The sequence below is a fragment of the Dietzia sp. UCD-THP genome (assembly GCF_000349585.1).
Lineage (GTDB): Bacteria > Actinomycetota > Actinomycetes > Mycobacteriales > Mycobacteriaceae > Dietzia > Dietzia natronolimnaea_A.
In genome coordinates this window covers 19,583-44,983 of the sequence record NZ_AOSR01000051.1, presented here as the reverse complement: position 1 = coordinate 44,983, position 25,401 = coordinate 19,583, and the positions used below count along the sequence as shown (strand labels likewise).

At 70.9% G+C, this 25,401-nt stretch carries 26 protein-coding genes; 14 read left to right on the top strand and 12 right to left on the bottom strand.

What is annotated here, in order from left to right; genetic code table 11:
- The first annotated feature begins 147 nt into the window (after positions 1-147).
- From H483_RS25430 to H483_RS25410, 5 genes are read left to right on the top strand one after another with little or no spacing between them, the layout of a single operon-like run.
- Positions 148-1,239, top strand: coding sequence for an iron-siderophore ABC transporter substrate-binding protein (locus H483_RS25430; protein WP_017836102.1), 1,092 nt, complete (start codon positions 148-150; stop codon positions 1,237-1,239).
- 3 nt (positions 1,240-1,242) lie between these two features.
- Entirely contained in the window at positions 1,243-2,358 is a 1,116-nt protein-coding gene (locus H483_RS25425; protein ID WP_017836101.1) for an iron ABC transporter permease, read from the top strand.
- Positions 2,355-3,419, top strand: a complete 1,065-nt coding sequence (locus H483_RS25420) for an iron chelate uptake ABC transporter family permease subunit (protein WP_042329135.1) — start codon at positions 2,355-2,357, stop codon at positions 3,417-3,419. Before H483_RS25425 ends, H483_RS25420 begins: the two co-directional genes overlap by 4 nt.
- A complete protein-coding gene (locus tag H483_RS25415; RefSeq protein WP_017836099.1) occupies positions 3,419-4,312 on the top strand; it encodes an ABC transporter ATP-binding protein in 894 nt (297 codons plus the stop codon). Before H483_RS25420 ends, H483_RS25415 begins: the two co-directional genes overlap by 1 nt.
- Complete coding sequence (locus tag H483_RS25410) at positions 4,309-5,232, top strand: siderophore-interacting protein (protein ID WP_052308370.1); 924 nt, start codon at positions 4,309-4,311, stop codon at positions 5,230-5,232. The genes H483_RS25415 and H483_RS25410 overlap by 4 nt, the downstream gene beginning before the upstream one ends.
- A gap of 13 nt (positions 5,233-5,245) precedes the next feature.
- On the opposite strand, the gene H483_RS25405 is transcribed toward H483_RS25410, so the two are convergent.
- From H483_RS25405 to H483_RS25395, 3 genes are all read right to left on the bottom strand, one after another.
- Positions 5,246-5,989 carry a phosphodiesterase gene (locus H483_RS25405; protein WP_193746849.1) on the bottom strand — a complete coding sequence of 248 codons (744 nt, stop codon included), beginning with the start codon at positions 5,987-5,989 and terminating at the stop codon, positions 5,246-5,248.
- Positions 5,990-6,088: 99 nt separating this feature from the next.
- The gene (locus H483_RS25400) at positions 6,089-6,910 is read right to left on the bottom strand and encodes an ABC transporter ATP-binding protein (RefSeq protein ID WP_017836096.1); all 822 of its coding nucleotides are present in this window, start codon (positions 6,908-6,910) and stop codon (positions 6,089-6,091) included.
- Positions 6,910-7,845 (bottom strand): ABC transporter substrate-binding protein, encoded by a 936-nt coding sequence (locus H483_RS25395; protein WP_042329133.1) that lies wholly within the window; start codon positions 7,843-7,845, stop codon positions 6,910-6,912. Before H483_RS25395 ends, H483_RS25400 begins: the two co-directional genes overlap by 1 nt.
- A 60-nt stretch (positions 7,846-7,905) precedes the next feature.
- On the opposite strand from H483_RS25395, the gene H483_RS25390 reads away from it, so the two are divergent.
- Together H483_RS25390 and H483_RS25385 are read left to right on the top strand one after the other, a co-directional pair.
- Positions 7,906-8,979 carry an iron ABC transporter permease gene (locus H483_RS25390; protein ID WP_017836094.1) on the top strand — a complete coding sequence of 358 codons (1,074 nt, stop codon included), beginning with the start codon at positions 7,906-7,908 and terminating at the stop codon, positions 8,977-8,979.
- Positions 8,976-10,046: an iron chelate uptake ABC transporter family permease subunit gene (locus tag H483_RS25385; RefSeq protein WP_017836093.1), complete on the top strand. Its 1,071-nt coding sequence runs from the start codon at positions 8,976-8,978 to the stop codon at positions 10,044-10,046. Before H483_RS25390 ends, H483_RS25385 begins: the two co-directional genes overlap by 4 nt.
- A gap of 36 nt (positions 10,047-10,082) precedes the next feature.
- On the opposite strand, the gene H483_RS25380 is transcribed toward H483_RS25385, so the two are convergent.
- Genes H483_RS25380 through H483_RS25370 form a run of 3 tightly spaced genes read right to left on the bottom strand, consistent with a single transcriptional unit; the run spans position 10,083 to position 12,126 of the window.
- Positions 10,083-10,682 carry an energy-coupling factor transporter transmembrane protein EcfT gene (locus H483_RS25380; protein ID WP_017836092.1) on the bottom strand — a complete coding sequence of 200 codons (600 nt, stop codon included), beginning with the start codon at positions 10,680-10,682 and terminating at the stop codon, positions 10,083-10,085.
- Entirely contained in the window at positions 10,683-11,498 is an 816-nt protein-coding gene (locus H483_RS25375; RefSeq protein ID WP_017836091.1) for an energy-coupling factor ABC transporter ATP-binding protein, read from the bottom strand.
- A 25-nt stretch (positions 11,499-11,523) separates the two neighbouring features.
- Positions 11,524-12,126, bottom strand: coding sequence for a biotin transporter BioY (locus H483_RS25370; RefSeq protein ID WP_017836090.1), 603 nt, complete (start codon positions 12,124-12,126; stop codon positions 11,524-11,526).
- 171 nt (positions 12,127-12,297) lie between these two features.
- Here H483_RS25370 and H483_RS25365 point away from each other — a divergent pair, with 171 nt between their 5' ends.
- Complete coding sequence (locus H483_RS25365; protein WP_017836089.1) at positions 12,298-13,542, top strand: hypothetical protein; 1,245 nt, start codon at positions 12,298-12,300, stop codon at positions 13,540-13,542.
- A gap of 98 nt (positions 13,543-13,640) precedes the next feature.
- Here the strand turns inward: H483_RS25365 and H483_RS25360 are convergent, their stop codons facing one another.
- Positions 13,641-14,099, bottom strand: a complete 459-nt coding sequence (locus tag H483_RS25360) for an Hsp20/alpha crystallin family protein (protein ID WP_017836088.1) — start codon at positions 14,097-14,099, stop codon at positions 13,641-13,643.
- 247 nt (positions 14,100-14,346) lie between these two features.
- Between H483_RS25360 and sfnG the strand changes: the two genes are divergently transcribed.
- The 3 genes from sfnG to H483_RS25345 all read left to right on the top strand — a co-directional run bounded on the left by sfnG (position 14,347) and on the right by H483_RS25345 (position 18,026).
- On the top strand, positions 14,347-15,522 hold the full coding sequence (gene sfnG, locus H483_RS25355; protein ID WP_017836087.1) for a dimethylsulfone monooxygenase SfnG: 1,176 nt from the start codon (positions 14,347-14,349) through the stop codon (positions 15,520-15,522).
- Between the two features lie 72 nt (positions 15,523-15,594).
- Positions 15,595-16,818, top strand: coding sequence for an acyl-CoA dehydrogenase family protein (locus H483_RS25350; RefSeq protein WP_017836086.1), 1,224 nt, complete (start codon positions 15,595-15,597; stop codon positions 16,816-16,818).
- The gene (locus tag H483_RS25345; RefSeq protein ID WP_017836085.1) at positions 16,818-18,026 is read left to right on the top strand and encodes an SfnB family sulfur acquisition oxidoreductase; all 1,209 of its coding nucleotides are present in this window, start codon (positions 16,818-16,820) and stop codon (positions 18,024-18,026) included. Before H483_RS25350 ends, H483_RS25345 begins: the two co-directional genes overlap by 1 nt.
- A gap of 89 nt (positions 18,027-18,115) precedes the next feature.
- Here H483_RS25345 and H483_RS25340 read toward each other — a convergent pair whose 3' ends face one another.
- The 4 genes from H483_RS25340 to H483_RS25325 form a co-directional block, all read right to left on the bottom strand.
- Entirely contained in the window at positions 18,116-19,630 is a 1,515-nt protein-coding gene (locus H483_RS25340) for a lamin tail domain-containing protein (RefSeq protein WP_017836084.1), read from the bottom strand.
- A gap of 169 nt (positions 19,631-19,799) precedes the next feature.
- Positions 19,800-20,486 carry a YceI family protein gene (locus H483_RS25335; RefSeq protein WP_017836083.1) on the bottom strand — a complete coding sequence of 229 codons (687 nt, stop codon included), beginning with the start codon at positions 20,484-20,486 and terminating at the stop codon, positions 19,800-19,802.
- A 69-nt stretch (positions 20,487-20,555) separates the two neighbouring features.
- Positions 20,556-21,185 (bottom strand): response regulator transcription factor, encoded by a 630-nt coding sequence (locus H483_RS25330; protein WP_017836082.1) that lies wholly within the window; start codon positions 21,183-21,185, stop codon positions 20,556-20,558.
- On the bottom strand, positions 21,182-22,408 hold the full coding sequence (locus H483_RS25325; protein WP_017836081.1) for a sensor histidine kinase: 1,227 nt from the start codon (positions 22,406-22,408) through the stop codon (positions 21,182-21,184). Before H483_RS25325 ends, H483_RS25330 begins: the two co-directional genes overlap by 4 nt.
- Positions 22,409-22,562: 154 nt before the next feature.
- On the opposite strand from H483_RS25325, the gene H483_RS25320 reads away from it, so the two are divergent.
- A complete protein-coding gene (locus H483_RS25320; RefSeq protein ID WP_017836080.1) occupies positions 22,563-23,603 on the top strand; it encodes an FtsX-like permease family protein in 1,041 nt (346 codons plus the stop codon).
- Positions 23,604-23,668: 65 nt separating this feature from the next.
- The gene (locus tag H483_RS25315; protein WP_017836079.1) at positions 23,669-24,421 is read left to right on the top strand and encodes an ABC transporter ATP-binding protein; all 753 of its coding nucleotides are present in this window, start codon (positions 23,669-23,671) and stop codon (positions 24,419-24,421) included.
- On the opposite strand, the gene H483_RS25310 is transcribed toward H483_RS25315, so the two are convergent.
- Positions 24,418-24,777, bottom strand: a complete 360-nt coding sequence (locus H483_RS25310) for an Rv2640c family ArsR-like transcriptional regulator (protein WP_017836078.1) — start codon at positions 24,775-24,777, stop codon at positions 24,418-24,420. The two genes, H483_RS25315 and H483_RS25310, sit on opposite strands and share 4 nt — an antisense overlap.
- Before the next feature lie 101 nt (positions 24,778-24,878).
- On the opposite strand from H483_RS25310, the gene H483_RS25305 reads away from it, so the two are divergent.
- On the top strand, positions 24,879-25,337 hold the full coding sequence (locus H483_RS25305; RefSeq protein WP_017836077.1) for an ArsI/CadI family heavy metal resistance metalloenzyme: 459 nt from the start codon (positions 24,879-24,881) through the stop codon (positions 25,335-25,337).
- The last annotated feature ends 64 nt before the right edge of the window (positions 25,338-25,401 follow it).

Below are 25,401 nucleotides of genomic sequence, written 5' to 3'. Positions count from 1 at the left end.
GCAACGGTAGGGTGACGTGAATCACGCTGTGCCCCAGGCTCGGTGGGAATACCGAGGGTCGCCCTTGCGCCGTGGCCCTCCCCGCCCTACTGTTTCCCCGATAAGGTAAGCCATGCCTAACGGCCACGAGTCCACTTCGGAGACCCCATGAGTTCAACCGCCATCCCGTTCCGTCTGCGAACGGTCGACGCTGCTGGCCGCGCACGGGTGGTGCTGATCCTGACCGCGCTCGTCGCCGTATTGGCGGTTCTGGCCGGGTGCACCACGGGTTCAGTGGGTGACTCGCAGGAATCGGGAGCGGCGGCCGAGATCGAGCGGGACGGGGAGTTCCCCCGCACCATCACCCACGCCTACGGGCAGACGGAGATCACCGAGCCGCCCCAGCGGGTGGCCACGATCTCCTGGGTCAATGCCGACGTCTCTCTGGCGCTGGGCGTGGTGCCCGTGGGTATGCCGCGTAACTCGTTCGGCGGGAACGCCGCCGGATCCACTGACTGGTTCGACGCCGAGCTCGAGGCGGTCGGGGGCCAGATGCCCGAGTTGTACTCGGAGACGGACGGCATCAACACCGAGGCCATCGCAGCCCTCCAGCCCGACATCATCCTGGGTGTCTACTCCGGGATGACCGCCGAGGAGTACGAGACCCTGTCCAAGATCGCCCCCACCATCGCGATGCCGGAGGGTGACGTCGCCTTCGGCACCCCGTGGCAGGAGTCCACGCGGCTCATCGGAGAGGCGCTCGGCCGCTCGGAACGCGCCGAGGAGTTGATCGACGAGGTCGAGGGCCAGATCGCCCGGGTCGCCGACGACCATCCGGGTATCCGGGGGACGACCTTCATCTACGGCACGGTCGACCCCGGCGCAGCCGAGAAGATCTATGCCTTCACCGACGTGGACAACCGACCGCGGTTCCTCGAGCAGCTGGGCATGGTCCAGGCCCCCGTGATCTCCGAGGCCTCGACCGGCGCCGCCGACCAGTTCGCCGTGACCTGGTCGCCTGAACGGGCCGACGAGCTGGTCTCGGACATCCTGGTCACCTACGCCGCCTCACCCGACGTCCGCGCCGCGATCGAGGCGGACCCGTTGCTGGGCCGCATCCCCGCGATCGAGGCGGGCCGGATGGTGGTCCAGACGGATGAGCAGCAGGTGTTGTCCATCTCGGCCGCGTCCCCGCTCAGCCTGCCCTGGGCACTCGACAACGTGGTCCCGGACATCATCTCCGCCGCGGAGCAGAACTGACCGATGCAGGTGACCGCGACGAGCCGGGTCGACCCCGCCACCGCGGGGCCGTCCGAGGCCCTCGCGAGCCCTGATCCGGGGCGCCGCCGAGTGGTGGTGGGCTGCGTGACCGCGGCGGTGCTCTTCGTCGCATCGGTGGCCGCGTCGCTCTTCCTCGGTTCCCGGTCGGTCGATCCCGCTGTCGTCCTGTCGGTACTGGCCGGATTGCCGTCCCAGGTGATGTCCGGCGATCTCGCCGCGGCCGTGGCGCCCGGGGCCGGAGCGGGCATGGACGAGGCGGTGGTGAGCGCCCGCGTCCCCCGCACGATCACCGCGATCGTCGTGGGCGCCGCACTGGCGGTCGCCGGCGCCGGGCTGCAGGGCGCCACCCGCAACCCGCTCGGCGACCCGGGACTTCTCGGGTTGACCGCGGGCGCCGCCCTCGGGCTGGTGCTCGGGTTGGCCCTGGTGCCCACCGCCGGCCCGACCGCGGTCGCGGTCTTCGCCGTCGTCGGGGCTCTCGCCGCCGGGTTGGTGGTCGTGGGGGCCGGGCGGCTCGGGGCCGATTCCGGCACCGGTCTGGTCCTGGCCGGAGCGGCCGTGACCGCCGGATGCACGGCGATGACCGCGTCGTTGGTCATCGCGCTCCCCGGGGTGCTCGACCGGTTCCGCTTCTGGGGACTGGGGTCGGTGGCCCGATCGGGTGCCCCGGAGATCAGCGCCGCACTACCGTTCATCCTCCTGGGCCTCGCACTCGTCCTCGCCGGGGCGGCGTCGCTCGACGCGCTCGCGCTGGGCGACGACCTGGCGCGCGGTCTCGGGGTCGGGCCGGTGGCCGGACGGGCGGTCGTCCTGGGGGGAGTGGTGATCCTGTCCGGGGTCGCCACCGCGTTGGCGGGCCCGATCGCCTTCCTCGGGCTGCTCGTCCCGCATCTGCTGCGCCGGCTCGTCGGCGTGGGTAACAGGGTGGTCCTTGGGCTGTCCGTGGTCATCGGCCCCGTCGTGTTGCTCCTCGCCGACACCGTGGGGCGCGTCATCGCACCACCGGGTGAGATCGCCGTCGGAGTGATGACCGTGGCGATGGGCGTGCCGTTCCTCATCGCGATGCTGCGCCTGAACCGGGGGGTGAGCGCCTCATGAGTAGCGCTGTTCTCGACCGGCCCGCGAGCGAGGTGGCCGAGACGGAAGAGGTCATCCGTCGACTCGCCGCCACCCGCCGCAACCGCACCCTGCTCGTGGTACTCGGGCTCGTCTGCGCCCTGCTGGCGGCCATGGCCGTCCGCGTTCTCCTGGGCAGGTACACGGTGACCATCCCGGACTTCCTGGCGATCGTCGGTGGCGCCAGCATCCCGGGCGCGACCTTCGTGGTGATGGAGGACAAACTCCCCCGGGCGGTACTCGGCGCCCTGGCCGGTCTGGCGTTCGGCGCCTCAGGGGCACTGTTCCGACGAGTTCTGGGCAACCCGCTCGCCAGCCCCGACATCCTGGGCATCTCCCACGGGGCGTCGGCCGGGGCGGTCGCGGGGATGGCGTTCTGGGGACTACGCGGGGTGGCGATCATCCCCGCGGCGCTCCTCGGGTCCGCGGTGGCCCTGGCGATCGTCCTGAGCGCTTCCGCGGGGCGCCACACCGGAATCGTGGGCCAGCGGTTCCTCCTCGGTGGGGTGGCCGTGGCCGCGCTGGGCACTGCTGTGGTGACCCAGCTCATCGCCCGGTTGCCTCTGGCGGGTGCCCAGGAGGCCGCGGTCTGGACCGTCGGTTCTCTCTCCGGTGCGTCCGGCCAGCGGATCGTCTGGCTCACGGTCGCCCTGGTGTGCCTCCTGCCCCTGGCCCTCCGGCTCCACTCCGCCCTGCGGCCCGCGGAACTGGGCCCCGAGCTCGCGTTGGGCCTGGGCTCCCGCCCCGTACCCACGCGTGCGGGCGCCCTCGGCGTGGGCACCCTGCTCGCGGCAGCCGCGACCGCCGTGGCGGGTCCGCTCGCCTTCGTGGCCCTGTTGTCCACGCCGATCGCCACCGCCCTCGGCCGCGGACGCCCCCACATCGTGGCCGCCGCACTCACCGGCGCGGTGATCGTGGTGGTCGCCGACATCGTCGCCTCCGAGGCCCTGGCCACGGTGGACCTGCCCACCGGTGTGGTGACCGGCGCGCTCGGCGCCCCCGCCATGCTCTGGATCCTCCTGCGCTCCCGAAAGGTCGCCTGATGAGTGTCACCACCCACGTCACCCCCGACGCGACGACGATGCCCCACGGTGTCCCGCCCGACCCTGATCCCGCGTTCCGCCTGCGCGGGCTGACTCTGGGATACGGCACTGACCCCGTGATCCGCGACCTGGACCTGGACATCCCCAGCGGCCGCACCACGGTGTTCATCGGGGCCAACGGCTGCGGCAAGTCCACGATCCTCCGGGCGCTGGGCCGGCAGCTCACCCCACTGGCCGGATCGATCGAAGTTTCCGGGCGGGACCTGGCCGGCGTCAGAGCTCGCGAGCACGCCAGGGCCGTGGCGTTCCTTCCGCAGTCACCGCTGGTTCCGGAGGGCCTCACCGTGGCCGAGTTGGTGGCGCGCGGTCGCCACCCGCACCGACGCTGGTGGGGGCCCGGGGACCAGGACGAGCCCGCTGTCGCCGAGGCACTGGCACTGACCGGAACTGCGGGTTTCGCCCATCGTCGCGTCGACGAGCTCTCCGGCGGCCAACGCCAGCGGGTGTGGGTGGCGCTGGTTCTGGCCCAGGCGACCCCGACCCTGCTCCTGGACGAGCCGTGTTCGTTCCTCGACCTGGCCCACCAGATGGACGTGTTGGACCTGGTCCGGGATCTCCCGTTGCCAGCCGGGTACGAACCGGAACCGGGCACCCCGGGGCCGGGCCGCCGCACGGTGGTCGCGGTCCTGCACGAACTCACCCTGGCCGCCCGCGTGGCCGACCACCTCGTGGCCGTGGCCGAGGGCGGGGTCGTGGCCGCGGGCCCGCCCGAGCAGGTGATCAACCCCGAGACCCTGCGACGGGTGTTCGACCTGGAAGCCGACATCATCAGCGACCCGCTCACCGGCCAGCCGGTGGTGCTGCCGCGGGGACGACGAAAGGGGACAGCATGACAGCGATGGCCGTGGAGGCTCCGATCCTCGTCGCGCAGACCCGGGTGGTCCGGGTATGTGCGCTCGGGGAGTCGTTCCTCCGACTGGTGTTGGCCGGCCCGGACCTGACCAGGTGGTCGCGGGATGTGGTGGACCCGGGAACGGTGCGCGATGCGTACTTCAAGGTGTTCGTCCCCCCGCCCGGCGGGCAGGGGATCGTCCCCGACCCGGACGGCATCCGCGAGTGGCTGGCCCTGCCCGAGGAGGACCGTGGGTGGATGCGGACCTACACCGTGCGCCGGGCCGACACGATGACAATCGACGGTGCGCAGGTCCCCGCACTGACCGTGGACGTGGTGATCCATCCCGGAGCGGATGAGGGGCCGGGGTCGGGGTGGGCGCGGTCGGTGCAGGCCGGAAACACCGTGCACATCGCCGGTCCGGGGCTCGGACACGCCCCGTGGGCGGCGTGGAACCCGGGGGCCGCCGGTCGGGTCGTGTGTGGAGGAGACGAGACCGCGGCGCCGGCCCTGTTGTCGATCGCCGAGGAACTCGCCGCGGAACCTCGGGGGGCGAGGGACGTCCGCGTCGTGATCGAGGTGCCGACCCCTGCCGACGTGGCCGCGCTGTCGGCCGAGGCACCCGAGTCGGTCACGATCCTGGCGAGGTCCGGCGAGCGGGGACACGCCCTCGTGCACCACCTCGCTGGAGTGTTGGGCGTGGGTCACGAGTGCGTCGAGTCGGTCCTCGACGGACGCCGCCCCGCCGAGCGGGAGTGGCAGACCGCCACCACCGTCACCGCGGGGGATCCCTACGTGTTCCTGGCCGGGGAGGCAGCACTGGTCCGGGCGATGCGACGACTCGCCGTCGACGGGGCGGGGATGCCCAAGCGGGCCGTGTCGTTCATGGGGTACTGGCGCCGGGGCGCGGCCGAATCCTGAACCGGTCGACCGATCAGGTCGCCTCGGCACCCTCGTCGGGTGCGGGATACGACGGGTGCCGCAGAGCGCCGAGCAGGCGCGGATACCGCGATCCGGGCAGGCGGTTACCCACGGGGTCGAAGTGCAGGTTCTCGTCGTCGTCCTCCCAGGTGTCGACCGACAGTCGACCCAGGGTCTCCCACCTGCCCAGGGGGGTGGCGTGCTGGAGAGTCCAGGTTCCGCCGTCGCCCGTGGGGATCGCGGCCAACAGCAACTGGCGGCCTGCGATCCGCACGGGGAACATCGACGTCATGGTGCGGCCGGTCGTCCGCCATCCCGCGGTGAGCACATAGCGGGTCAGCGGGCCCATGCCCGTGCTCGCGAGCAGAATGTCCACCGGGCGCTCCGCGTGGACACGGATGGCCATGCCGCCGATGTCGGGGACGATGTCCGGTAGGCCCACGGCGCGCGAGAACCGGACCGTCGCGGGCCACCTGCCCGTGATGTCCAGGAGCGGCGAACCCGTCCGACCCACCCCGGTGACGCTCAGGGTCGCGTGTGCGACGACGCCCCGGGGGTGGAGAGCCTTGGGGCGGGCCAGGCGCGTCACCGCCGCCGCGACCCCGAATGCCGAGCCGACCATCCCGGCGACGGGCGTCGAGCGCACGGCCAGCTCCGTGGAGGGCCTCGTGGACTGCTCGAAGGAAGGCTCCGGGCGAGGACTGCCGGGAACGCGAATGGAGCTGTTGCGGGTGGCTCTCCGATGGGTGCGGGGCATGATCACCACGATACTCAGCGGCGGTCGGGTCCGGCCCGCCTCTGGACCGTCGGTCTCGCCCACTCACCGGGCCGAGGACCCGCGCGGCGAGGTGGGGGGTCAACCACGGCGACGTCGGTCGAGGGGGACGACGGTGGGGGTCCCGGTGACCGCGTCGGGGACGACGAGGCTGGGCAGATCGAACACCTCCTCGACCAGTGTCGCGGTGAGCACGTCGCCCGGCGGGCCGGCGGCGACCACACTCCCGTCCTTCATGACGACCAGGTGCGAGGCGTAGCGGGCGGCCTGGTTGAGGTCGTGGAGGACCGCGACGACCGTGCGACCGGACTCGTGTTGGTCGCGCAGGAGGTCCAGCACGTCGTACTGGTGTGAGATGTCGAGGTAGGTCGTCGGCTCATCGAGCAGCAGTACCGGCGTCTGCTGGGCCAGGAGCATGGAGATCCACACCCGTTGCCGCTGGCCGCCCGACAGTTCGTCGACGAAACGGTCTGCGAGCTCGGTGACGGAGGTGGCGGCCATCGCCTCCGCCACGGCGGCATCGTCTCCCAGACTCCACTGGCGCAGCGGGCTGTGGTGTGGATGCCGACCACGGGACACCAGGTCACCCACGCGGATCCCCTCCGGCGTGACCGCCCCCTGCGGTAACAGGCCCACCCTGCGGGCGACCTCGCGGGTGCGCAGACGACTGATGTCCCGGCCGTGCAGAAGAACCTGGCCCCGGTCAGGTGTGATGACCCGGGCCAGTGCCTTGAGCAGCGTCGACTTGCCGCACGCGTTCGGCCCCACGATCACCGTGAAGGCGCTGTCGGGGATACTCAGATCGAGATCCGTCGTCACGACCCGGCGCTCGTAGGCCAGCCGCGCCCCCTCGGCCGTCAGGGGAGCCGGGTGGTCGAGTGGGGTCGAGACAGCGCGTGACATCACCCCAGGGTCTGCTCGACGTCGTCGAGGATCTCGGCTGCGCCGAGGACGCCGATGCCGATCATCCACGTCTCGTCGTCCACCTCGTAGGTCTGACCGTCCTTCACCGCGGGGATGTCGTTCCACAGGCCGGTCACCGTCGCCATCGTGGTGGCCGAGGGATCGCCACCGGGGTTGGTGAAGAACACGACCTCGCCGTCGATCTCTTCGTACAACTCCGGGGAGAGCTCTGCCATCGAGTATTCGTTCCACTCACGGTCGCCCAGTTCGAAGCCCATGTCGGACAAGATCGAGCCCGAGAACGTCTCCGGTCCGTAGAGACGGAAGTTGTCCGGCCGGAAACGGACGATCGAGAGCGTCGTCCCCTCGGCCCCCACCGCGGTCCCGACCTCGGCAATCCGGGTGTCGAGGTCGCCGATCAGCTTCTCCATCTCGTCCGATTCGTTCATTGCGGCGGCGGTGATGCGGGCCTGCTCCTGCCAGTCGGTTCCGGAGTTCTCGGAGAACACCGTCGGAGCGATACCGGAGAGCTCGTCGTAGATCGCCTCGTGCCGCACCTTCGCGCCGATGATCAGATCCGGGGCGAGGGCCGCGATCCTGTCGATGTCGGGTTCCGAGGTGAGACCGACCAGCTCGGCGTCGACCTCGCCGAGGTAGGGCGGGGCGCCGGTGCCGGCGCTGGACTCGGTGATGCCGACCGGAGTGTGCCCCAGAGCGATCAGGGCGTCGAGGTGCGGGGAGTCGAGCACCACGACCCGCTCCGGGGCGGCCCCGACCGTGGTCTCGCCCATCGCGTGGGTGACCGTGTACGCGTCCTGCGCCGAGGATTCGGGGGAGTCCTCCGTTCCCGAGCAGCCGGCGAGGGTGATGACGGAGGCGACGGCGAGGGCGAGGAGGGACGGCACTGCACGGCGCCGTCGGAGAAAAGTGCTCATGAAAGAGAATCAAACCATAGCGAGGAAAGGCTTACCTAAGCGGTCGGATACAGTTCCACCGTGGCTGTGAGACCGACGCGGAGTGACCCCGCCGTCCCACCGGAGATCGACGGGGGACCCCGGGGCCGCATACGCGGTGAGGTCGTGGTCGTGGTCGGGGTGCTCGTGGCGCTCGTCGTGCTCGCACTCGCGGTGGTGGCCAGTCTCGCGATCGGGGCCCGCTCGATCCCGCCCGATGAGGTGGTCGAGGCGCTCCTGGGGCGGGGATCGCTGAGCGTGGTGGGGATCGTGGGCGAGCTCCGCGTCAACCGGACCGTGCTGGGGCTGGTCTGCGGGGCCGCGCTGGGGGCCGCCGGGGCGCTGATGCAAGCGGTGACGCGCAACCCGATCGCCGACCCCGGAATTCTCGGTGTCAACGCCGGTGCGGCACTCGGGGTGGTGGTCGGTGCGGCCGTCACCGGAGGCCTGGGCCTGGCGTCCACCGTCTGGTTCGCCCTGGTCGGAGCAGGCCTCGCCTCGGCCGTGATCCTGGTTCTGAGTGCGTCGTCGATGGCGGCGTCGTCACCGGTGAGGCTCACGCTGGCCGGCGTCGCCCTGGCTGCCACCCTGTCCGGCATCAGTCAGGCGTTCGTCGTCCTCGACGAACAGATCCTCGACGCATACCGCTACTGGCAGGTCGGCTCGCTCACCGCTCGACCCGTCGACGAGGTGCTCGGCGTGGTCCCGCTGATCGTGGGGGGCGGGATCATCGCACTGCTCCTCCTACGCGGCCTGGACGCCATCGCGCTGGGGGACGACTCCGCCATCTCGCTCGGAGTCCGCCCCGGGTGGGTGCGGGTCTGGAGCCTGGTCGCCGTGGCGCTGCTGGCCGGGACGGCGACCGCGCTGGCCGGCCCGATCGGTTTCGTGGGCTTGATCATCCCGCACCTGGCGCGGGGGTTGGTCGGCCCCAGCCTGCGGCGGGTGGTTCCGCTGTCGATGGCGCTCGCACCCGCGCTGCTCCTCGTCGCGGATGTGATCGGCCGCGTGATCGGAGGCGGCGCCGAGACTCCCGCGGGCGTCGTGACCGCCTTCATCGGCGCGCCGCTACTGATCGTCTACCTGGCGTCCCGCCGACGGGTGGGGGTGACGTGAGGGCATCGGCCCCGCCCCGCGGTGCGACGGACACCGCCGCCTTGCCGACGGGCGAGAGGGTCCTGCGGCTGGGCGGGTACTCGGTGCGGTGGGATGGCAGGACCGCGTGGGTCACGGTGGTCCTGGCCTTGGCGACCTGTGTCCTGATCGCGGGGTCGCTGCTCATCGGGGAGTTCCGGGTCACCGCCCCGGACGCGGTCGCTTCATTGTTCGGTGACGCCCCCGACAGGACGACCGGATTCTTCGTCACCGAACGCCGGCTGCCGCGGGCGCTGATCGCCGTCGTCGTGGGCGCCAGCCTGGCGGCGTCGGGAGCCGTCTTCTGCGCGCTCACCCGCAACCCCCTCGCCAGCCCGGACATCATCGGCGTCACGCAGGGAGCCTCGGCCGGTGGCGCCACAGTGATCCTGGTGACCGGGGGATCGATCGCCCAGGTCGGGCTGGGCGCGCTGATCGGCGCCGCGATCACGGTGGGGCTCATCGTGGCGTTGACCTGGTGGCGGGGGTTGAGCGGCGCTCGCCTGGTCTTGGTCGGTGTCGCCCTCGGGGCACTGGCAATGGCGTACGTGGCCCATCTGCTCTCGCGGGTGTTCGTGGCGAGCGCCGTGACCGCCCAGATCTGGCTCACCGGCTCGCTGCAGGGCCGGGGCTGGGCGGAACTCCGTCCCGTTCTGTTCTTCCTCCTGCTCTCCGCCGTGGTGATCTGGAGCCAGGCCCGAGGGCTGCGGGCGTTGGCATTGGGTGATGAGGCGGCCATCGCGCTGGGGGTCCGGATGCGCTCCACGAGGGTCATCCTGCTGTCCGCTGCCACGCTGCTGGCGGCCGTCGCGGTGGCAACCGCCGGGCCTGTCGCGTTCGTGGCGCTGGTGGCCCCCCACGTCGCTCGACTTCTCACCCGAACGGACCGGGTGCTCCCGGCGGCACTGGTGGGCGGCCTGCTGCTCCTGGTGAGCGACCTGGTGGCACAACACGCCTTCCCGCTACCCATCCCGGTCGGGGTGGTGACCGTGGTGATCGGAGGCATGTTCTTCCTGGGACTGCTGTGGCGCGAGGGTCGGCGTCGCTGACCCGGTCGGCGGGGCCGAGGGGAGCGCCGGGGGAGCTCAGTCGTCGACTCCGCGGGCCGCCAACGCGTCGCCGAGTTGGTCGGCCGTGGTGAGTGCTCCGAGCACCGTCGGCACCACCAGCGCCCGGATCGACATGCCCAACCCGCGGGCCTTGCGGGCCTCGGTCACCTGGCGTAGCTGGCGGGCGAGCAGGGGGATCGCGCGAATGGTCAGCACCAGCACGAGCGCCACGCGATCCGGTGAGACCCCGAGGTGCCGCAGCGGCCGGGCGGCCCGGGTGACCGCGTCGAGCATGTCCGAGACCTTGGTGGTCAGCGCGACCAGACCCGCGACGGCGACCGCCACGAGCAGCGCGCCGCTCACCCGGACCGCGGTGTCGAGGTCGGCGACGATCCACTGCAGCACCAGGATCGCGATCAGCATCGGCAGCACGGGACGAACCTGGTCCCAGGCGGCGCGCGGACGGATCCGCCCGATCGCGTAGAGCGCGGCGGCGAACCCCAGTGCGGGCAGGACGTGCCAGGCCTGCCGCACCGACAGTGACACCGCGAGGATCAGGGCGCAGACCAGGAGGATCTTCAGCCCCGCCGGCAGACGGTGGAGCAGCGAGTGTCCGGGTTGGTAGGTGGCGAACACCTAGGTCTCCCGGTCCGAACCGGCCCCCGAGCCCGGACCGGCCCCCGAGCCCGGACCGGCCCCCGAGCCCGGACCGGCCCCCGAGCCCGAATGCAACGCGATCCGGCGGTACCCGGACAGCGCGGCCGCGGGGGCATCGTCGATCACCACCCGGCCACCGTCCACCACCAACACGCGGTCGAAGTCGGCGACCAGATCCAGATCGTGGGTCACCACCACGAGCTGTTGGGCCAGTCCGGCGAAGGTCTCGGACACCAGCGCGCGGTTGCGCAGGTCGAGCAGGGTGGTGGGTTCGTCGGCCACGATCACCAAGGGCTCGATCACCAGCACCGCCGCCAGGGCGAGGAGTTGCTTCTGGCCGCCGGACAAGAGGTGGCAGGGGTGATCGGCGTGGTCGGCGAGGTTGTACGTGGCGAGGACCTGCTCGACCCGTCGTCGTCGATCCTCGCGGCTCAGGCCCGACCGACGAAGGGAGAAGTCGACGTCCTCCGCCACGGTGGGCATGACGATCTGGGTGTCGGGATCGGTGAAGCAGAAGCCGACCCGGCGGCGGACCTGGGATCCCTTGCGGCGCGTGTCGAGGCCGTCGACGGTCACCGTTCCCGAGGACGGCACGACCAGCCCGTTGATCATGCGCGCGAGCGTCGACTTGCCGCCGCCGTTGACGCCGATGATCCCGATGCGCCTCTCGGACAACACCAGATCGATGTCGGCGAGGACCGTCCGGTCACCGTAGGAATGGCTGACGCCGTCGAAACGGATCTCGGTGCCGCGGTGCTCGGCCTCTCTGGCGCGGGTCACGCGGGCGCCCGCCACGCGGGCACCTGCCACACGGGGTCGGTCACGTCTGGGACGGACGCTGTCCGCGGAGTGGCGCGATCAGTCCGGGTCGGGCCTTGTGGACCTGGACGGCGACGACGGCCGTGATGACCGCCTTGAGAAGGTCGCCGGGCACGAAGACACCGTTCGCCGCGATCGCGGCCGTCAGGGTCAGCTCGGTGCGGATGAGCATGCCCACTACGCCGAAGGCGTAGATGACCACGATGCCACCGAGGATGTTGATGAGCAGCCCGGGGATCAGGCGGTAGCGGGGCATCATCAGGGCGGTGAGAAGCCCGATCACGACGACGGCCGGGAGCCAGCCGAGGAGGAATCCCGCGGTGGGGCTCGCCAGTGCGGTGAGTGTGGTGCGACCGCCGGCGAGGACGGGGAGCGCGAGACCGATGACGATGACCGCGAGCACCGAGAGCAGGCCCTTGCGCCAGCCGAGAAGCGCACCGGCGAGCATGACGCCGAGCGTCTGCAGCGTGATCGGTACGCCCGCGGAGCCGATGCTGATCTGACCGGGTAGGCCGAGGACGACGATGAGGGCGGCGAACACCGCGATCTGGGCGAGATCTCGGGTTGCGCTCCGGGTCGGGGCCCGATCGATGGAGGTGCTCACGTGGACTTCCTTGTCGCCTGGAGAGTAGATCGACACTGTACGCCGTTCATTGTCGTCCCTGACCCGCCGATTCCCGTCATCGGGGTCCGCGATACCGCCTGTCCGACCATGGGGGCACTCCCGGTGCCATAGGGTGATACACATCACATTCAGCGGTTCAGGGGACAAGAGATGAGTCGATCCCAGCGTGTCTTCGGCCAGGTCATCGCCGTCGTCATGGTGGCCGCTATGTCGTTCGTCCATCAGCCCGCCGTGGTCAGCGGGCAGGCGTACGCCGTCTACACGGACGTCGTGGCGGACAATCCCCACGGTGAGTTGCCCGGTGGGTTCTCCACCGCCCTGACCACCGACCGCGAGGAGCTGGCCGCGGCACTCGCCGTGGTGCGCGCGGCGGGCGTCGCACCGGAGCGATACGCGACCCTCACGCGCCAGTACTGGCTGACGGTCGGTGCGGAGAATGCCGGGATAGACCTCGACGCCTGGGCGCCGGAGAGGGGGCTGGAGGCGAACCTGGAGACGGTCGACAAGGTCTATGTGAACTATCTGCGGCTCTACGGCACGCACGACGGGTTCTGGTGGACCGGGATGGCTGGGCTGGCCGGGATGTCGTTCGCGGCCGGGTTCTGGGACCTCGACGAGGTGGGTGGGGTGCTCGACGTACCCGGGGTGCACCAGGCTGGAACCGGGATCGGTGAGGCGTTGGGCGGCGTGCCGTGGGAGCTCGCGGCGCAGATGCCGCGCGATGTGCGACTGCTGGCCACGGCGGGCCCGACTCTCACGCGCTCCGACGTGGACTGGTACCTGCACCGGCTGCTGATCATGCAGCGCAACATCTTCATGGACATGGTGCCGATGCACGAGGCCTACCTGGCGGGGGGCATGCCTGCGGTCAGGGAACTCGCGGCCGGCGGGGCGTACGACGACTACGTGCTCGAGGCCTGGCAGAGGCTCGACGAGGGCTCGCCTGACGGCAGGTCGGAGGCACTGCTGCGGATGGCGTCGCGGGAACAGAACCAGATCATCGCCGACCAGTGGGACGCTACGGCGGCCGGCCGGGGGGACCTCGGTCGGGTGCTCACCTATCTCACCACCGTGGGCGGTGCCCCCGACATCCCCGGGGCCTCCACCCTGGGCGAGTTCCGGCCGCTGACGGTGAGGGCCGACGTCAACGGTCAGCAGACGGCGCTCCACACGCCTCTGCCCGCGTTCAACTGGGCCGACCGGGAGCCACGCTGGGAGTACATCGAGCAGGATCTCGTGCCGGCGTTCCGGTCGCTCGTGCGCGACCGGCCGGCGGAGGCGCCGGGCTACCTGGACGTGGGCTTCCGGCCGCGGGCCGAGCAGAACCGGATCCTCGCGCGGCTGCCGGTCTTCGCCGGGCAGATGGCGACGGGATGGGCGATCGGGCCGGGATGAGGGCCCGCCCCGGCGGTCAGTCCGACGGATCGAGCAGACCGCCGCCCCGACCTCGGGCGAGGTCGGGGCGGCGGTCAGGGGGATCGGAGGGTCAGTGATCAGCTGCCCAGGTCGGCGGAGCCCTCGACGATCTCGGCCTGCTCGGCCTTCTGGGTGCCGTGGGAGACGGAGATCTTGCGCGGCTGGGCCTCCTCGGCCACCGGGATGATCAGACGCAGGACGCCGTCGCTGTAGTCGGCCTCGATCTTGTCGGTGGCCAGGCCCTTGCCCATCGCGAGCTGCCGGGCGAACGTGCCGGTCTGGCGCTCGTGCATGAGCCACTGGGCATCCCCCTCGGCGGGCGCACGACGTTCGGCGCGGATCGTGAGGGTGCGGTCCTCCACGTCGATGTCGATGCTGGAGGGGTCGACCCCCGGCATGTCGATCAGGCCGACGAAGCGATCGCCTTCCTTGTAGAGGTCCATCGGGAGGGAGGTGGAGGCGGTCGCGCTGCGCAGCCCCTCGCCCAGGAGGCGATCGAGCTCACGGAACGGGTCGAAACGGTTACTGGTGGCCATGACGGTCTCCTTTTCGGACTGGTCGGGGTGCGCCCGGTGTCTCCGGGATCGCACACGGTTCAACCCACCGTCATAGTTGAGTATTCCCGGCTCAGGTCTCGGAGTTCTCGACGACGCGCAATAGCACCACGGAGATCCGAATCGTCGACATCGACGGACCGGGTACGCACACTGACCGCACCGGACAGCACCGCGAACGAGCAGGTCCGGTCATCACCACCACCATTCGAAGGAGTCCTGATCCGTCATGCCCGATATCAGTCCAGAGCGCCTGTTCGAGACCGCTTCCGCCCCGTTGCAGTTCGCCTACTGGGTCCCCAATGTGAGTGGGGGGCTCGTCGTGTCGAGGATCGAGCAGCGCACCGACTGGGGCTACGACTACAACCGGCGGCTGGCGGTCACCGCGGAGAACAACGGGTTCGACTACGCCCTCACCCAGGTGCGGTACATCGCGTCCTACGGAGCGGCGTTCCAACAGGAGTCGACGAGCTTCTCGCTGGCGCTGCTTCTCGCCACCGAGCGACTCAAGGTCATCGCCGCCGTCCACCCGGGCCTGTGGCAGCCGGGGGTCCTGGCCAAGTGGCTCGCCACCGCGGACCTGATCTCGAACGGTCGCGCCGCGGTCAACGTGGTGTCCGGGTGGTTCAAGGACGAGTTCACGAAACTCGGCGAACCCTGGCTCGAACACGACGAGCGGTACCGGCGCGCCGAGGAGTTCATCACCTATCTCCGCACGATCTGGACCGACGACCACGCGGAGTTCCACGGCGACTTCTATCGCCTGCACGACTTCGATCTCAAGCCCAAGCCGCCCGCCCTTCCCGGCCGACCCCATCCCGAGATCTTCCAGGGAGGCAACTCCACCGCTGCCCGGGCGATGGCGGGCAGGGTCTCCGACTGGTACTTCAGCAACGGCAAGGACTTCGACGGCCTGACCGAGCAGGTGGTCGACGTGACCACCAAGGCCGCTCTGCACGGTCGCACCGTCAGGTTCGGACTCAACGGGTTCCTCATCGGTCGTGACTCCGAGGCCGAGGCCCGCGATGTGCTCCGTGAGATCGTTGACAAGGCCGACCGACAGGCCGTCGAGGGGTTCCGCTCCGCCGTCCGCCAGGCAGGCAGCTCGACCGTCGACGGCAAGGGCATGTGGCAGGACTCGGAGTTCGCCGATCTCGTGCAGTACAACGACGGTTTCCGGACCGGGCTGGTCGGCACCCCCGAGCGGATCGCCGAACGGATCGTCGCCTACAAGACCCGAGGCGTGAACCTCTTCCTCCTCGGCTTCCTCCACTGCATCGACGACGTCGAGTACTTCGGCGCGAACATCCTCCCGCTCGTCCGCGAGCTCGAAGCGGATCTGCTGTCCAGCGGGCGGCTGGAGTCGGAAATCGCCCGACACGGCGTCCTCACCTCGTCATCCTGAACCGGCGCGTCCTGATCCGCCCGTCCCGACCTGACTCTCCCCACCGATTCCCGAACCCCAGAGGAACCACCCATGACCTCCACCATTGACGCCATCAACACCAGCCAGTACGCCACCGAGAACCGAGCGGACTTCGAGGACGCCCTCCGGCGGGCCGATCTCGTCGCCGCCGAACTGGGCGCCACCGCCGCTGAACGCGACCGCGCCAACGGTTCGCCCACCGCCGAGATCGATCTGCTCCGCCGACACGACCTGCTCCAGGTGGGCGAGCCCGTCGAATCGGGCGGCTCCGGGCTGTCCTTCGCGCAGTCGCAGCAGATCACCCGCCGCATCGCGCGCGGCGACACCTCCATCGCCCACCTCATCGGCTATCACTTCGCCCAACAGCGCATCCCGCACCTGTTCGGAACGCCCGAACAGGCCGGGGCGCTCTCTCGCCGTAACGCGGAGGAGAAACTGTTCTGGGGCGGGGTCCAGAACCCGCGGGGTGCGGACGGGTTGGAGCTGACTCGGGACGGCGATGCGTTCCGACTGAACGGCCGACGGACCTTCGCGTCCGGCGCGAGCGTGGCCGACCAGCTGTCGGTCACCGCCTCCTTCGAGGGGGATCTGGTATTCCTGACCCTCCCGACCGACCGCCCCGGGTTCAGGCCCGAGGGGGACTGGGACGCCATCGGCCAACGCCTGACGGACTCCGGAGGGGTGGAGTTCCGCGACACCCGGGTGGAACGTCACGAGATCCTGGGCGATCCGGACACCCCGCCCGGCTTCTCGCCCTACCAGACCCTGGTGACGCACCACTGGCAGCTGGCCTTCGTCAACTTCTACATCGGTACCGCTGAAGGCGCGTTCACCGAGGCCCTGGACTGGACGCGGCTCCACGCGAGCCCGTGGGAGACCTCCGGGCTCGACTCGGCGACCGAGGACCCGTACATCCTCGAGCTGGTCGGCGAGCTACGAGCACAGATCACCGGCGCGGCGCTCCTGGTCGACCGCGCCGGCCAGGCGCTGCAGGACGCCCTGGACTTCGGCCCGGGACTCAGCGCGGACCAGCGCGCCGATACTGCGATCGCGATCGCCGAAGCCAAGTACGCCACCACCAAGGTCTCGCTCGAGGTGGCCTCCCGACTGTTCGAGATCCAGGGGGCGAGGGCCACCACCAGCGCCTACGGCTTCGATCGGCATTGGCGGAACCTACGCACCCACACCGTGCACGACCCTGTGGCCTACAAGGCGCGCGAGATCGGAGACTGGACGCTGAACCGCACGGCTCCGGCCTTCACCCTCTACAGCTGATGACGGGCGCTGTCATCGGCGGCGGGACTGTCACGAGCGAGCGGGCCATCGCGACGGCCCGCGCGCTCGCCCCAGAGATCGCCCGGGGAGCGAGCGCGCGGGACGCGGAGAAGGCGTTGCCTTTCGACCAGGTGGACGCGTTGTCGTCCGCGGGTCTGTTCGCGCTCACGGTGCCGGCGGAGTACGGAGGTCCGGGTCTGCCCGTCTCCACCGTCGCAACCGTCACCGCCACGATCGCCGCCGCCGACGCGAGCGTCTCCCAGATCCCGCAGAGCCATTACACCTTCCTCGACGCCGCCCGGCGCGGGGGTTCGGACGTCCTGCGCCAGTGGATCTTCGAGCGCGTGCTGGGCGGGGCCCGTGTCGCCAACGCCCAGACCGAGATCGGGGGGAGGACGACGAGGGACGACTCGACCGCACTGCGTCGGAGCAGAGGCGGACTGGTGCTCTCGGGGACCAAGTACTACTGCACGGGTGCGGTCTTCGCGGACATCCTGGCCGTCCGCGCGGTCGGGCCTGACGGTCGCGCGGTCATCGCCTACATCCCGGCGGATGCTCAGGGCGTGTCCATCGGCACGGACTGGGACGCGCTCGGCCAACGCACGACCAGCAGCGGGACGGTCATCCTGGACGACGTGGAGGTGGACCCCGATCTGGTGCTGGACTTCACGGGGCTACTGGACCGGCCGAGCACGTACGGGGCCCGCGCGCAGCTGCTGCACGCCGCGATAGACACCGGCATCGCGCGGGGTGCGGTCGACACCATCGCAGGCCTCGCCGGCAGGGCCAGGCCGTGGTTCGAGGCCGGCGTCGACCGGGCGGCCGACGACCCCCTGCTCATCGCGCAGGCCGGTGACCTCGAACTGGCAGTGCGGTCAGCGGAGGCGCTTCTCGTGGTCGCGGGGGATCGCATACACCACGCCGAGACCATTCCCGGCCCCGAGACGGTGTCCGGTCCCGAGGCCATCGCAGAGGCGTCCCTGGCCACGGCCGCCGCGAAGGTGGCCGCGGGTCGAGCTGCGCGTCGGGCGGGTTCGGAGCTGTTCGACTTCGGAGGCACGCGCACCGCCGCCGGATCGGCCACCCTGTCCCGGTACTGGCGCGACGCCCGAACCCACACCCTTCATGATCCGGAGAGGTGGAAGCTCCACCACCTGGGTCGGTGGGCTCTGGGCCGGGTTCGGCCGCCGAGTCACGGCACTCTCTGACCGGGGCTCGGGTGCGGACGGGGCAGGGCCCGGCCACCCTGGTTGGTGGTCGGGCCCTGCCGGGTTGCGTCAGTGGCGATCGTGTCGGCTCAGAGGGACCGGATCAGAGTCGGCAACAGGGTCGGCGCGTCGCCCAACGATCCGAAGACTGGATGGAGGCCCGCGAGCGAACCGAGGACGGTGTCCAGGTCGTCGAGCGACCCGTCAACGGTGTCGTCGTCCTCCACGGTGCACTCGCCGGCCTCGGAAACGGCAGTGCGCAGGCCGACCCCTGCGGTGGCCCCGTCGTCGGCCCACAGGAACCGGACCCGTTCGGCGGTGCCGGTGGCGCCTCCCATGAGGCACTCGACGGTCTCGCGGTGGGAGCCGAAGCCCTCGTTGGCGAGGTTGGGCATTCCGGCCGGCCGGGCGTGGACGGTGCCGTCGGTGACGAACCCGGTCCCATCGAAGGTCATCTCGAGCGACCGTCCTTCGCACACTTCGTCACACAGCACGCGGAGTACGCCGTCGACCTCGTCATAGTCGAGAGCCATCACGCCGGAGAACGGCGAGGTGTAGCTCTGCTTCTCGGTCACCGCACCCCCGGCACCCAACGTCACGACGTGGACCTTCCCGGTCCCCTCCACGCCCACGGCGAAAGCTCCGCCGAACACCTCGGGCAGGTACTCGACGGCCTCGAGACCGGCGTTCGCACCGAGCGGGCCGGTGAGCGCGGCCAGGGAGTACTCGTCGGTGGCATCGAGGGTGCCGGAGTCGCGATCGGTGGGCAGGACGAATCGCAGGATCGAGGGACGACTGATCCGGCTGTCCTCGTTGTCCCGCTCGGTGGCCACGTAGACGGCCCCGTCCGGTCCCACGGTGACGCCCTCGGCATCGGGCAGCCCCGAGCCGTCGGGGTACTTCAGGACGAAGGTGCGCGCGAGCGAGTACGTGCCGGCGCCCGGGTTGTAGGCCAGGACGTAGAGCGTGCCGGAGCCGTTGTTCACGACATAGGCGGTGCCGTCGGCCGCGATGTCGACGCCGGACATGTCGTCGTCCTCGGCGAAGTCGCCCCCCAGCGCGACGGGGGTGATCGTCAGCGGGTCGAAGGGCCACGGCGACGTGACGACCGGATCCTCCTCGTCGGCCGAGACGTTTCGGGCGTTGCGGGTGGGCTCACCGGTCACGGCGAACTCGCCCGTCATATCCGGGATGCGACCCCAGGTGGTGGGTGAGTGGCCCGACCAGGTGGTGGAGTCGACGATCTCGCCGCCCGCGTCCCGGAGGATCACCGAATCGTTGCCGCCGAGCCCGAAGTAGTCCGGGTCCACATCGGTGTAGACGGACCAGTATCCGCCGGACTCGATTGTGGTCCCGTCGGGGATGACGATCGGGTCGTGCGTGGGGTCGTCGTCGATCAGCGTCCAGCCAGAGATGTCCACGTCCTGCTCGGTGTCGAGATTGGCCAGCTCCACCCAGTCGCCCACGGCATCACCGTTGGACTCGACCTCGTTGATCACCACCGTGGGGGCGGGCGAGGCGGGCGCGGCGGCAGGGACGCCGATGGCCGCTCCGGCGGCGAGGGCGACCGTGAGGACGCCTGAGCTGAGGGTTCGTACGCGCATCGAGGGCCTTTCCTGGGCAATGGCTGAGTGACTGACCAGGTGACCGTAGGAGGGCCAGGTGCCGGGTTCCTGTCGGCCGGGTGGCGACGAGCTGAACAGTCGTTGCTACCGGCCGCCGCAGACCTGCACGTGGGCTCGGTCCGGGACGCGTCACGAGACCGATGCGCGGCTAGCGTCGGGCCAGGCTCACCAGGAAGTCGATCGTTCCGGACGGTTCCACGGCGACGAAGCCGAGGCTCGGCGGCTCCACCCCGACCTCGGCCCAGGTGAGGGGGACGGCGCCGGAGGCGATCAGGGTGTCTCCCGTCCTCAGGACGGTCACCTCGATCTCCTCACGCACGGTCGTGCCCTTGATCGTCAGGTCGATCTCCATCGGGATCGACGCCGTCGTGCCGTCCGTCGGAACCGAGGCCAGATCGACGGGCTCGGCCACCGTGAGTGTCGCGAAGGGATGGGCCCCCGCGTCGAGGATCTGGGGCGAGCGGGCCTGCTCGTCGCGCCGGTTGATGTCCGTCTCGATTCCCGCCACCTGCACGTCGAAGGAGGCGGACTCGAGCACGGTGCCGGAGATCGTGGCCTCCCCGCTGACCTCGCTGGTGCTCCCGACGACGGTCACCGGCTCCCCGCGCAGGATCTCGTCGACCGTGTATCCGGCGGACGTCTCGTTGGGTGCGGTCCCCGGGACCACCACCCTCGAGCCGTCCAGATCCCCGGTCGCGGCCTCGGCCCCGTCGATGGAGACGGTCGGGGCCGGGGCGTCGTCGCCACCGCGGGCCGCCCTGTAGAGGTAGGGCGCGGCGATGACGACGACGATGACGACGACGAGGGCGCCGATGATCCAGGGGAGTCTCCGCATGGGACGAGCTTAGGAAGTCCGGCGGGCCGGCGGATGAGGTCGGCGGTTAATGCCGCGAGATCTGCCGCCTCACACCACTCCGAGCTCGCGGGCCCTGGCCACCGCTGCCGTCCGGGACGTCACCCCGAGTTTGTCGAAGACGTGCACGAGGTGCGTCTTGACCGTCGCTTCCGACACGTTCAGGGACGCCGCGACCCGCCGGTTGGTCTCGCCCGTCGCCACCGCTCTCAACACGTCCACCTCACGGTCGGTCAACACCGGCCGGGGGTCCCGGAGCCGGGTCATCAGCGTGGCGGCGACGGAGGGGGAGAGCGCACTCTCCCCGGCCGCCGCGGCGCGGACGGCGGCCAGCAGCTCGTCGGGACCGGCGTCCTTTAGGAGGTATCCGCAGGCCCCCGCCTCGATCGCGCCGATGATGTCCGCATCGGTGTCATGGCTCGTCAGCACCAGGACCTGCGGCGGAGATTCCAGTGCACGTAGCCGCCGGGTCGCCCTGACCCCCGCGGAGGCGTCACCCGCGAAGCGCAGGTCCATGAGCACCACGTCCACGTCGCCGATCCGCGCCCGCTCGACAGCGCCGTCAGCGGTGGGGACGTCGGCCACCACTTCGATGGCAGGGTCCGATGCGATCAACGCGCGAAGTCCCGTCCGGACCACCGTGTGGTCGTCGGCGATCAACACCCGCACCGTCGTGTTCATGCCCCCGACCCTCCCACGGCCGTCGGGAGCACGGCTCGGATCGTGGTCCCTTCGCCCGGCTCGGAGACCACGCTGAACTCTCCTCCGAGCCCGGACACCCGACGCGCCATCCCGTCCAGACCGAACGATGCGGTGGGCCGCGGCGCGGCGACGTCGAAACCCCGACCGTCGTCGCGCACCTCGAGCGCGACCGCGGTGGATGACCCGGTCAGCGTCACCTCCACCCTCGAGGGTGAGGAGTGTGTGACCGCGTTCGCCAACGCCTCCTGCGCTACGCGGACGAGCACGGCGGCGACCTCGGGGGGAGGGTCGACCTCGAGGGTGCAGTCCGCGGCCACCTCGATCCCCGGATGCTCCGCGCGGGTCCGCTCCGCGACCCGGCCCAGTGCGCCCGCGAGCGACACGCCGTCGAGCGGAGCGGGGCGTAGCGCGGCGATGAGGCGGCGGGTCTCGGTGAGGTTCTCGCCGGCCACCTCTCGCGCGAGGCGGGTCTGGTCGACGGCAGGGTGCGAGGGGTCCGCGCGCTCGACGGCGTGCAGCAACATCCCGATGCTCGCGAGCCCCTGGGCCACGGTGTCGTGGATCTCGCCGGCCAGGCGGGTCCGCTCGGCTTCCCGGCCCACCTCCCGCTCCCGACGAGCCAGCTCGGAGCGGGTCCTGACCAGCTCAGCGATCACCTCGCGCCGTGCCCGGGACTCCCGGTCGAGCGCCCGGACGCCGGTGCCCAGTCCCACCGCGACGAGCGCCCCCACCGCGGGTCCCACGACCCCGGCGGGAGTGAACCCCCCGTGCATCCCCAGAGCCACCACCGCTACCGCGGCGAGCAGCGCCACCGCCGCGATCCCGGCCCACACACCCAGGAGGAACTGAGCCAGGAAAAACAGCGGGAACGCCAGGTAGGCGGCCTCCGGGACTCCCGCCACCAGGACCGCCCACAGCGCCAGCACCGCGGCGAGCCACCACAGCCTCGCGGTCCGGCCGGTCCCGCGCAGGCGGTCCCACACGGTCCCCGCCAGGTACACGACGGTGAAACCGACCGCCGCCGCCACGGCTACGAGGTCCAGCTCGCCGGCGGTGTCCCTGTGTGCGCTGATCAGGGTGAACGCGAGCAGCGCCGCCACGAGGGTGTGCAGGGCCACCTGCAGTTGGGTGAAGACCGCGCGGACTCCGGCCGACTCGGGAGGCAGCTCTGCGCTCGCTCGGGGGCGGGAAGGGCCGATCACCCGGTCGACGCTAGCCGTTGCCGTCGCCCCGGGCATCCATCGAAGGATGGACGCGGCACTCCACCGTCCTGCTGCGCGAGACCATCCGCCAGGGCGATTCGGGAGATGCCGCCGGCGACGAACCTGGAGGCACACCACCACGAGAGGGAACCCCATGTACTTCGCACTCCGCGACCTGCGCACCGCGCAAGGTCGCTTCGCGCTCATCGCCGGTGTCGTCCTGCTGCTCTCGGTGCTGGTCGCCGGCCTGCTCGGGCTCACCGCGGGCCTGGCGCACCAGAGCGTGTCGGCGCTGCGGGCCCTCGGCAGCGGAGACTCGTCGTTCGTCCTGCCCGCCGACGAGAACGGCGCCGTCGACCTCGATCGCGCGGCTTTCACCGAAGGTCAGCTGAACGACGTCACGGCCGCCGATCCCTCGGCCGTTCCCGTGGGCGTGGCCCGCATCCGCGTGGACGACGGGAGCGAGACCGGGGTCTCGGCCGTCGCCGTGGGGCTGGGCGGTTCCGTGGGATCGCTGACCCCGCCTCCGCCGGGCGAGGTCCTGGCCTCTACGGGCGTCGGCGACGAGGTGGGTGCCGGCGCGACCGAGCTCAGGGTCGACAGCAGCGCTCTGCGCGTCACCGGAGGGGTCGGCGACCTGTGGCACTCTCACACCCCCGTCGTCGTCACCGACCTGGCCACGTGGCACGAGCTCGCACCGCGAGGTGGGGCGGCCACGACTGTCGCCGTCTCGTCCGCGGAATCGGTGTCACACGCCGGTCTGACAGTGGTGGACCCCGACGGGCTGGTGTCCTCGCTGCCCTCCCATCGCGCGGAGAACACCTCGCTCAACACCATGACGTTCATGCTGCTGGCCGTCACCGCACTCGTGGTGGGCGCGTTCTTCGCGGTCTGGGGTATGCAGCGTCGCCGCGACGTCGCGGTGATCAAGGCGCTGGGCGGGTCCACCACCGCAGTGGTGCGAGACGCGGTGGGCCAGGCGGCGATCGTCCTGGCGGTGGGCATCGGCGGTGGCGTGGGGATCGCCGCGCTGTTCGGGGTGGTCGCGCGAGGGGCGGTGCCCTACGTCGTCTCGCCCGCCACCACCGTGCTCCCCGCCGTGCTTCTGGCCGTTCTCGGCCTCGCCGGGGCCGCCGTCTCCCTGCGGCCCGTCGTCGCCGCTGACCCCGCCACCGCACTCGGATCGCTCCGGTGAGTCGAATCGCCCGCCGCGACGGCGCCACGTCGTCGTCACGACACCCATCTCTAGAGGAGAAGCCCATGTCGCACGCCTTTGTCCACAGCGCCCACGACTCCGTCACCGACGTCCCCGTCGCCTCCGGGCTGCGGGTGGACCACGTGGTCCTGACCTACCCGGACGGCGACGGCCGGCTCACCGCCGTCGACCACGTCTCGTGCGGGATCGACCGCGGCCGCAGTCTCGCGGTGACCGGACCCTCCGGCTCGGGCAAGTCGAGCCTGCTGGCGGTGGCGGCCACGCTCACCCCGCCCGACTCCGGCCACGTGTGGCTGGCCACCCGCCACGGCGAGGTGGACCTGGCGGCGGTGAACGCCCGACGGGCGGCCGAGCTGCGTCGGGCGGAGATCGGCATCGTGTTCCAGCAGTCCAACCTCGTCGAGTCGCTCACCGCCCGCGAGCAGCTCGAGGCCATGGCCTGGCTCGGGAAGCGCCCGTCGCGTGCCCGCCGGACCGCGGTGCGGGAGCGAGCCGACGAGCTGCTGGACAGGGTGGGTCTGGGGTCGATGGCCGGTCGGCCGGTGGGAGCACTGTCGGGAGGTCAGCGCCAGCGCGTGGCGGTCGCACGCGCGCTGGTCAACGGGCCGTCGCTTCTCCTCGCGGACGAGCCGACCAGTGCGCTGGACTCGGAATCGGGCGCAGCGGTGGTGGACCTTCTGCTGCGCACCGCGCGGGAGTTCGAGGTGGCGTTGATGCTCGTCACCCACGACGAACGGGTGGCGGCGCGGTGTGATGCACGCATCCATCTGGTGGACGGGGCGGTCCGGTCGGCCTAGGTGCAGCAGTTCGGGTCGAGCGCCGCGCGCAGGGCGTCGATCGCGGATCCGCGGGCACGGTGGAACACGCTCATCCCGCGCCGCTCGGACTCGATCATCCCGGCCTCGCGGAGCCGGCCCAGGTGATGGGAGGTGGTCGACTCCGCGACGCCGGTCGCGGCGGCCAGGTCGCCGGTGCGGACCTCGCCGTCGTCACTGGTGAGCAGGAGAGACAGCAGCCGGATCCGGACCGGGTCGGCGAGGGCCTTGAGGCGCAGCGCGATCTCCACGGCGTCCTCGTGGCCGATCGGCCCCGCCGATACGGGCGCACAGCAGACCGGCGAGCTGACGTCGAGGAGGGGCAGCGCCTTGGGCATGTCCGCGAGTGTAGCCCGGGTTCTTGACGAATGTCGAAAAGGCTGCTTTCCTAAACAAAGCAACAATTTTGATATTCATCGCATAGGTAGGGGTTACGACCATGTCCCGTGTACAACTCGCCCTCAACGTCGACGACGTCGACGAGGCCGTCCGGTTCTACTCAACGCTCTTCGGCGTCGAACCGGCCAAGCGCAAGCCCGGTTACGCCAACTTCGTGGTGGAGCAGCCGCCCCTCAAGCTCGTCCTGCTCGAGAACCCGGGGCAGGGGGGCTCGCTCAACCACCTGGGCGTCGAGGTCGACTCCAGCGAGCAGGTCCACGGCGAGATCGCGCGACTGACCGACGCCGGACTCTTCACCGACGAGGAAATCGGCACCACCTGCTGCTTCGCCACCCAGGACAAGGTGTGGGTCACCGGCCCCGGGGGCGAGCGGTGGGAGGTCTACACGGTCCTGTCCGACTCGGAGACGTTCGGAACGTCGCCGGTAGCGGGTGGCATCAACAGGAGCGACGACGACGAGGCCGGCGCCGACTCCGAGGGTGGCGTGTGCTGCGCGTGAGCGGCTGGAGGGTGTGGCCGACCGCGTCCCCGACACCCGCGAGGGTGGTGTGAGGGGAAACCCG

Excerpts from the sequence above, each read along its gene's own strand:
- H483_RS25430 (WP_017836102.1), top strand. The coding sequence starts at position 148 with ATGAGTTCAACCGCCATCCCGTTCCGTCTGCGAACGGTCGACGCTGCT.
- H483_RS25425 (WP_017836101.1), top strand. The coding sequence starts at position 1,243 with ATGCAGGTGACCGCGACGAGCCGGGTCGACCCCGCCACCGCGGGGCCG.
- H483_RS25420 (WP_042329135.1), top strand. The coding sequence starts at position 2,355 with ATGAGTAGCGCTGTTCTCGACCGGCCCGCGAGCGAGGTGGCCGAGACG.
- H483_RS25415 (WP_017836099.1), top strand. The coding sequence starts at position 3,419 with ATGAGTGTCACCACCCACGTCACCCCCGACGCGACGACGATGCCCCAC.
- H483_RS25410 (WP_052308370.1), top strand. The coding sequence starts at position 4,309 with ATGACAGCGATGGCCGTGGAGGCTCCGATCCTCGTCGCGCAGACCCGG.
- H483_RS25405 (WP_193746849.1), bottom strand. The coding sequence starts at position 5,989 with ATGCCCCGCACCCATCGGAGAGCCACCCGCAACAGCTCCATTCGCGTT.
- H483_RS25400 (WP_017836096.1), bottom strand. The coding sequence starts at position 6,910 with ATGTCACGCGCTGTCTCGACCCCACTCGACCACCCGGCTCCCCTGACG.
- H483_RS25395 (WP_042329133.1), bottom strand. The coding sequence starts at position 7,845 with ATGAGCACTTTTCTCCGACGGCGCCGTGCAGTGCCGTCCCTCCTCGCC.
- H483_RS25365 (WP_017836089.1), top strand. The coding sequence starts at position 12,298 with ATGAGTCGATCCCAGCGTGTCTTCGGCCAGGTCATCGCCGTCGTCATG.
- H483_RS25360 (WP_017836088.1), bottom strand. The coding sequence starts at position 14,099 with ATGGCCACCAGTAACCGTTTCGACCCGTTCCGTGAGCTCGATCGCCTC.
- sfnG (WP_017836087.1), top strand. The coding sequence starts at position 14,347 with ATGCCCGATATCAGTCCAGAGCGCCTGTTCGAGACCGCTTCCGCCCCG.
- H483_RS25350 (WP_017836086.1), top strand. The coding sequence starts at position 15,595 with ATGACCTCCACCATTGACGCCATCAACACCAGCCAGTACGCCACCGAG.
- H483_RS25345 (WP_017836085.1), top strand. The coding sequence starts at position 16,818 with ATGACGGGCGCTGTCATCGGCGGCGGGACTGTCACGAGCGAGCGGGCC.
- H483_RS25340 (WP_017836084.1), bottom strand. The coding sequence starts at position 19,630 with ATGCGCGTACGAACCCTCAGCTCAGGCGTCCTCACGGTCGCCCTCGCC.
- H483_RS25335 (WP_017836083.1), bottom strand. The coding sequence starts at position 20,486 with ATGCGGAGACTCCCCTGGATCATCGGCGCCCTCGTCGTCGTCATCGTC.
- H483_RS25330 (WP_017836082.1), bottom strand. The coding sequence starts at position 21,185 with ATGAACACGACGGTGCGGGTGTTGATCGCCGACGACCACACGGTGGTC.
- H483_RS25320 (WP_017836080.1), top strand. The coding sequence starts at position 22,563 with ATGTACTTCGCACTCCGCGACCTGCGCACCGCGCAAGGTCGCTTCGCG.
- H483_RS25315 (WP_017836079.1), top strand. The coding sequence starts at position 23,669 with ATGTCGCACGCCTTTGTCCACAGCGCCCACGACTCCGTCACCGACGTC.
- H483_RS25310 (WP_017836078.1), bottom strand. The coding sequence starts at position 24,777 with ATGCCCAAGGCGCTGCCCCTCCTCGACGTCAGCTCGCCGGTCTGCTGT.
- H483_RS25305 (WP_017836077.1), top strand. The coding sequence starts at position 24,879 with ATGTCCCGTGTACAACTCGCCCTCAACGTCGACGACGTCGACGAGGCC.